Raw genomic sequence first — 5666 nt, 5'->3', positions numbered from 1 at the left:
GGAGGCGATGCGGACCAGTGGGGTGATGCCGCGCCTGGCAGCCTCGGCCTCGCTCATCAGCAGCGCGCCGGCGGCTCCGTCATTGATGCCCGAAGCATTGGCGGCGGTGACGGTGCCGTCCTTGTCGAAGGCCGGCTTCAGCTTGGTCATGGCATCCAGCGTAGCGCCGTGGCGGATATATTCGTCCTGGTCGACGATGGTGTCGCCCTTCTTGCCCTTGATGGTGACGGCGACGATCTCGTCCTTGAACTTACCGGCCTTCTGCGCCGCCTCGGCCTTGTTTTGCGAGGCCAGCGCGAACTCGTCCTGGACTTCGCGGGTGATCTGGAACTGACGAGCGACGTTCTCGGCGGTGTTGCCCATATGGTAGCCGTTGAAGGCATCCCATAGGCCGTCCTTGATCATGGTATCGATCATCTTGTAGTCGCCCATCTTGACGCCGGCGCGCAGGTGCTGGGCGTGCGGCGACAGCGACATCGATTCCTGGCCGCCGGCGACGATCACCTTGGCGTCGCCGGTGGCGATCTGCTGCATGCCGAGCGCAATGGCCCTCAAGCCCGAGCCGCAAACCTGGTTGAGGCCCCAAGCAGTCGTCTCCTTGGGCAGACCGGCATTGATGGAAGCCTGGCGGGCCGGGTTCTGGCCCTGAGCGGCGGTCAGCACCTGACCGAGGATGACTTCGTCCACCTCCGCCGGGTCGACCTTGGCACGCGCGAGCAATTCCTTGATGACGACCGCGCCGAGCTCGTGCGCGGGGGTGGTGGCGAAACTGCCGTTGAAGGAGCCGACTGCTGTGCGGGCTGCGCTGGCGACGACGATTGAATTGGAAGCGGACATTTTCTTCTCCAGGCTTCGAGGTGTCGTTAGGCTATCCTTGGAGACTTTCTTGCCCGTTCAAGCACCTGAGTCAAACCGGAAATCGGCATGGCCGCCATGCGCGGCAAGCAAGTCGAGCGCTTATCGTGACGGCGTAGCCATCGCGCTGCAGCACAATTTGGCCCGCCCTTTCGGCATTAATTGATGCCGCACTGCACAAACCGCTTGGAATTGTGACGCTTTTGCGCATATCCTCGACAAATGGCGCAATCGTTACCGGCCGCTTACTGTGAACGCGCCGGTATCCTGGGGAGGATACGGATGGCCGCAAAAGACGACCCGATCGTCATCAAGAAGTACGCCAACCGCCGGCTCTACAACACCGGCACCAGCACCTATGTGACGCTCGAAGATCTGGCCGAGATGGTCAAGAAGGGCGAAGAATTCACCGTGCAGGACGCCAAGACCGGCGACGACATCACGCATCCGGTGCTGACCCAGATCATCTTCGAGCTGGAGAACAAGGACGGGCAGAACATGCTGCCGATCCCGTTTCTGCGCCAGCTGATCTCCTTCTACGGCGACCAGATGCAGATGATCGTGCCGAGCTTCCTCGAACAGTCGATGATCGCCTTCTCCAAGGAGCAGGAGCGTTTCCGCGAGCAGCTGAAGGGCGCCTTCGGCAAGGCACCGATCGACATGATGAAGACGCCGATGAAGGCGCTGGAGGAACAGACGCGGCGCAACGTCGAGATGTTTCAGAACGCGATGCGCATGTTCACGCCGTTCCCGTCCGGCGGCCCCAATTCCGCGGCGCCCGCCGAGCCGCCGAAGAAGGACGAGAAATCCGACGACCTGCAGGAATTGAAGGCGCAGATCGCCGCCATGCAGCGCAAGCTCGACACCATGTCGTGACGGCTAGCCGTCAGGTGTTCCTGCAGGGCCGTCATAGCGGGCTCGCGGCCTGATCGGCCTGTTGCTCGTCACCTGCTCGATGGCATGCGCCGTCCAGCCGATGCTGCGACCGAGCGCGAACAGGCGAAAGGGCGCGTCGGCGGGGAGATTGAGGCTGCGCGTCAGCGCGGCCAGCGCGAAGTCGACATTCGGGCGCATGCCGGTCGCGGCAAGGACGGCGTCGCGCAGATGAAGCAGATCGTCAGCGATGTCGAGGTCGGGCAGCAGAGCCTCGGCGCGCGGATCGCCTTCGGGATAGAGCTGATGGCCGAAGCCGGGCAGCGGCCGGTCGTGGGCCAGCCAGCGCGCGATCGTCTCGTCCGGCCCGAGCCGCTCGGCATCCTCGACCAGCGCGATGGCCGCGGCGCCGGCGCCGCCATGACGCGGGCCGGTAAGGGTGGCAAGCCCGGCAAGCAGGCAGGCCGCGATCGGCGCGCCGGTCGAAGCGGCGACGCGTGCGGCGAAGGTCGAGGCGTTGAGCTCGTGATCGGCCAAAAGCACCAGCGCCCTGCGGATGAGATCGGCACCGGCAGCGTCGACCGACCAGCCGCGCGCCAGCCTTTCATGTACCGGCTCCGCCCCCGGGCTTGCACCGAGTGACGTTGCGAGCACGCTGGTGGCGCTGGCGCCATCCTGCTGCAGCATGCCCGGCCTGCGGCCGAGCGAAGGCCGGCCTGCCGCGGCAAGCGCCGACAATCTTGCAAAGGCCGTCGGGGTGCCGCTCTCGCGAACGATCGAAGCGGTCAGCGACGCGAAGGAGATTGCGCTGCCGGATGCCCAAAGCAGGCTTGCTGCCTCGTCCAGCGTCGCTGTCGCGGCAAGTGCAACGGCATCCTTGCCACGATAGACCAGGCGGCCATGCAGCACGGTCGAGATGGCGGTGGTGATCGCTGGCTCGCCCCAGGCGATGGCGCTTTCGGCGATCGCCTGGGGGCTGCGCCCGCGCGCCCGGCGGGTGGCGAGCGCGGCTATGTCGTCGGCTCGATACTGGCTGCGGCGCGGATCGGCCCCGTCGGGCCGCATGCCGATGCGGCCGCGGCTGACATAGGCGTAAAGCGTCTGCGGCCGGACCTTGAGCCGCGCCAGCGCTTCCTCCCGCGTCAGCCATTCGGACAAGTCCGCACCGCCTCATATTGATTCAGTTGATCAAGATTGATGCGTTGATTGTAGAGCATTAACTGCAGTGCACAAAGGGTCAAGGAGACAGTCATGGCAAATGGGCTCGATGATGTTGTGGCGGCGGAGACGGTTCTTTCCGATGTCGACGGCGCGGGCGGCCATCTCACCATCCGAGGCCATTCGTTGACGGAACTCGCCGGGCACTGGCGCTACGGCCAGGTGGTCCGTCTGTTGTTCGACGGGTTCTTCGACGAGCTTCCCGGCGACAGCGAGCTGGAGAAGGCGATCGGCAATGCGCGTGTCGAGGTTTTCGAACGGCTGCAGCCGATGCTCGCTGAACTTCCAGCGCTCGATGTCTACAGCGGCATGCGCGCCGGCATCGCCCTGCTGCCCGACGGCGACTCGCTCGCCGACGCGCTCCGGCTGATCGCGGCGCCGGCGGCGCTAACCCCGGCCCTGCTGCGGCTCGGACGCGGCGAGAAGCCTGTTCCTCCGGACGCACGCGCCGATCATGCGACCGACATGCTGCGAATGCTCTCCGGTACGGCCTCGCCGGCGCTTGCCAAGGCGCTCGATACGTATCTGGTGACGGTCTGCGACCATGGGCTCAATGCCTCGACCTTCGCAACGCGGGTGGTGGCGTCGACGCAGGCGGGCTTGACCTCGGCGATCCTGGCCGGGCTCGGCGCGCTCAAAGGCCCGCTGCATGGCGGCGCGCCGGGGCCGGTGATCGAGATGCTCGACGCGATCGAGGCGAGCGGCGACGCGGCCGCCTGGCTGCGAAACGAGATCGCGCGCGGCGAGCGCATCATGGGCTTCGGCCATCGCATCTACCGCGTGCGCGACCCACGTGCCGACGTGCTGAAAGCCGTCGTGCGGCGGCTGGGCACACGTTATGAGACCGGCAGCCGGCTGGCCTTCGCCGAGACGGTGGAACAGGCGGCACTCGACGTGCTCAAGGTCCTCAAGCCGCAACGCTCGATCCAGACCAATGTCGAATTCTATACCGCGCTCCTGCTCGAAGCCGCGGGCTTCCCGAAGGAGGCGTTCTCCAACGTCTTTGCCGCCGGCCGCGTCGCCGGCTGGATTGCGCATGCGCGCGAGCAGCAGGCGACCGGACGCCTGATCCGGCCGCAGTCGCGCTATGTCGGGCCGGTGCCCGATCTCGTCGCCTGACGCCGCGAGCAAACCCTAATGCAATACTCCGCGTCCGGCAGCGGACAGTTTTTTCATGAGCGAAATTTCACCCGATCACGCTTGTGTGCTCGTGTTCTTGCCTTGGTCCGTCCTTATATGCTGCGCTGCAACATAGGCTGACGGCAGCGGTCCTGCTCCAATGACGCAGGGGCAGGCCGGCACATCGAGACAAGGAACGCCATGGCGAAGAACGGCAAGGCGGGGGACAAGAAGAAGATCAACATCGCGCTTCAGGGCGGCGGCTCGCACGGAGCCTTCTCCTGGGGCGTGCTCGATCGTCTGCTCGAAGACGGGCGGCTTGAGATCGCTGCCGTGTCAGGCACCAGCGCCGGCGCGATGAACGCGGTGGCGCTGGCCGACGGCTTCGTACGCGGCGGCGTCGAGGGCGCGCGCAAGAAGCTCGACGATTTCTGGCGTGCTGTGGCCTCGAAGGGGCGGTTCAGCCCGGTGCAACGCATGCCGTGGGACGTCGTCTGGGGGAACTGGTCGATCGAGAACACGCCCGGCTATTTCTTCTTCGACACCATGTCGCGGGTCTTCTCGCCTTACGTCGCCAATCCGCTCGGCCTCAACCCGCTGCGCGATGTGGTCAAGAAGGAGATCGACTTCGGCAATGTGCACGCCTGCAAGTCGATGGAGCTCTTCATTTCGGCGACCAATGTCGAGACCGGGCAGCTGCGCGTCTTCTCGGATGGCGAGATCGACCTCGACACGGTGATGGCGTCGGCCTGCCTGCCGCAATTGTTCCGTGCCGTCGAGATCAAGGGCGTGCCCTATTGGGATGGCGGCTATGGCGGCAATCCGGCGCTCTATCCGTTCTTCAAGACTGCGGCGACCGAGGACGTGCTGCTCGTGCAGATCAACCCGGTGGTGCGCGAAGGCACGCCGAAGAGTGCCAACGAGATCCAGAACCGCATCGACGAGATCACCTTCAATGCCGGGCTGCTGCGCGAATTCCGCTCGATCGCCTTCGTCAAGGAACTGATCGCGGCGGGACGCCTGCCGCATGGCGAATACCGCGACATCCGCATGCACCGCATCGATGCCGACGAGGCTTTCAAGGATCTGTCGGCCTCGTCCAAGGTCAACGCCGAATGGGCCTTCCTCGCCTATCTGCGGGACCTTGGCCGCAGTGCGGCCAGCGACTGGCTGGAGGAGAATTACGACGCGGTCGGCAGCCGAGCGACGCTCGACCTTTCGGGCGAGCTCGACGACGGCTTCAACTTCAAGCCGATGCGCGGCCCGGCGCCGGGCCGGCGGGTCAAGGAATTCCTCGCCGCGCGCCTCAAGCCAGAGTCAGCGCGCCGGCGAGCCTAGTTGCCCAACCCTGTCGCACGTTTCAGCAGGCGCTGAAGTTTCCCCAGCGGAACCGGCGATGTGCTGGATTCACCCCCGTCGCGCGAGTAGTTTACCTCGACGTAAACGGGAGGTAGCGATGCTGCAGACCAGACAGAACTCTCTCGGGGTCAAGTTTGAGGCGCAGTGCAGGGCCTTCGAGAAGGACCCCTTTCCTGGCCTCGCAGTGCGCAAGGACCGGCTGAAGCGGCTGCTGACGCTGACCGAAAAGCATGAAGCCGAGA

Annotated in this window: 5 protein-coding genes; 3 read left to right on the top strand and 2 right to left on the bottom strand. The window is 65.3% G+C overall.

The genetic code is table 11. The features are described 5' to 3' along the window. The coding region (locus EOA75_RS27760; RefSeq protein WP_127325660.1) for an acetyl-CoA C-acyltransferase at positions 1-837 on the bottom strand (837 nt) is incomplete at its 3' end. A 300-nt stretch (positions 838-1137) separates the two neighbouring features. Between EOA75_RS27760 and phaR the strand changes: the two genes are divergently transcribed. Beyond that, positions 1138-1731: a polyhydroxyalkanoate synthesis repressor PhaR gene (gene phaR / locus EOA75_RS27755; RefSeq protein WP_095799787.1), complete on the top strand. Its 594-nt coding sequence runs from the start codon at positions 1138-1140 to the stop codon at positions 1729-1731. Positions 1732-1734: 3 nt separating this feature from the next. Here the strand turns inward: phaR and EOA75_RS27750 are convergent, their stop codons facing one another. After that, the gene (locus EOA75_RS27750; RefSeq protein ID WP_127325659.1) at positions 1735-2886 is read right to left on the bottom strand and encodes a citrate/2-methylcitrate synthase; all 1152 of its coding nucleotides are present in this window, start codon (positions 2884-2886) and stop codon (positions 1735-1737) included. Positions 2887-2979: 93 nt separating this feature from the next. On the opposite strand from EOA75_RS27750, the gene EOA75_RS27745 reads away from it, so the two are divergent. Both EOA75_RS27745 and EOA75_RS27740 read left to right on the top strand, forming a co-directional pair. After that, the gene (locus EOA75_RS27745; RefSeq protein WP_127325658.1) at positions 2980-4065 is read left to right on the top strand and encodes a citrate synthase/methylcitrate synthase; all 1086 of its coding nucleotides are present in this window, start codon (positions 2980-2982) and stop codon (positions 4063-4065) included. Between the two features lie 201 nt (positions 4066-4266). Further along, positions 4267-5403 (top strand): patatin-like phospholipase family protein, encoded by a 1137-nt coding sequence (locus EOA75_RS27740; protein ID WP_127325657.1) that lies wholly within the window; start codon positions 4267-4269, stop codon positions 5401-5403. Positions 5404-5666 lie beyond the last annotated feature (263 nt).

Origin of the sequence: Mesorhizobium sp. M1A.F.Ca.IN.022.07.1.1 (genome assembly GCF_003997575.1) — a bacterium.
Taxonomy (GTDB): Bacteria; Pseudomonadota; Alphaproteobacteria; order Rhizobiales; family Rhizobiaceae; genus Mesorhizobium.
Note: the sequence above shows the minus strand (reverse complement) of the source record. Positions and strands in the feature narration are given on the sequence as shown.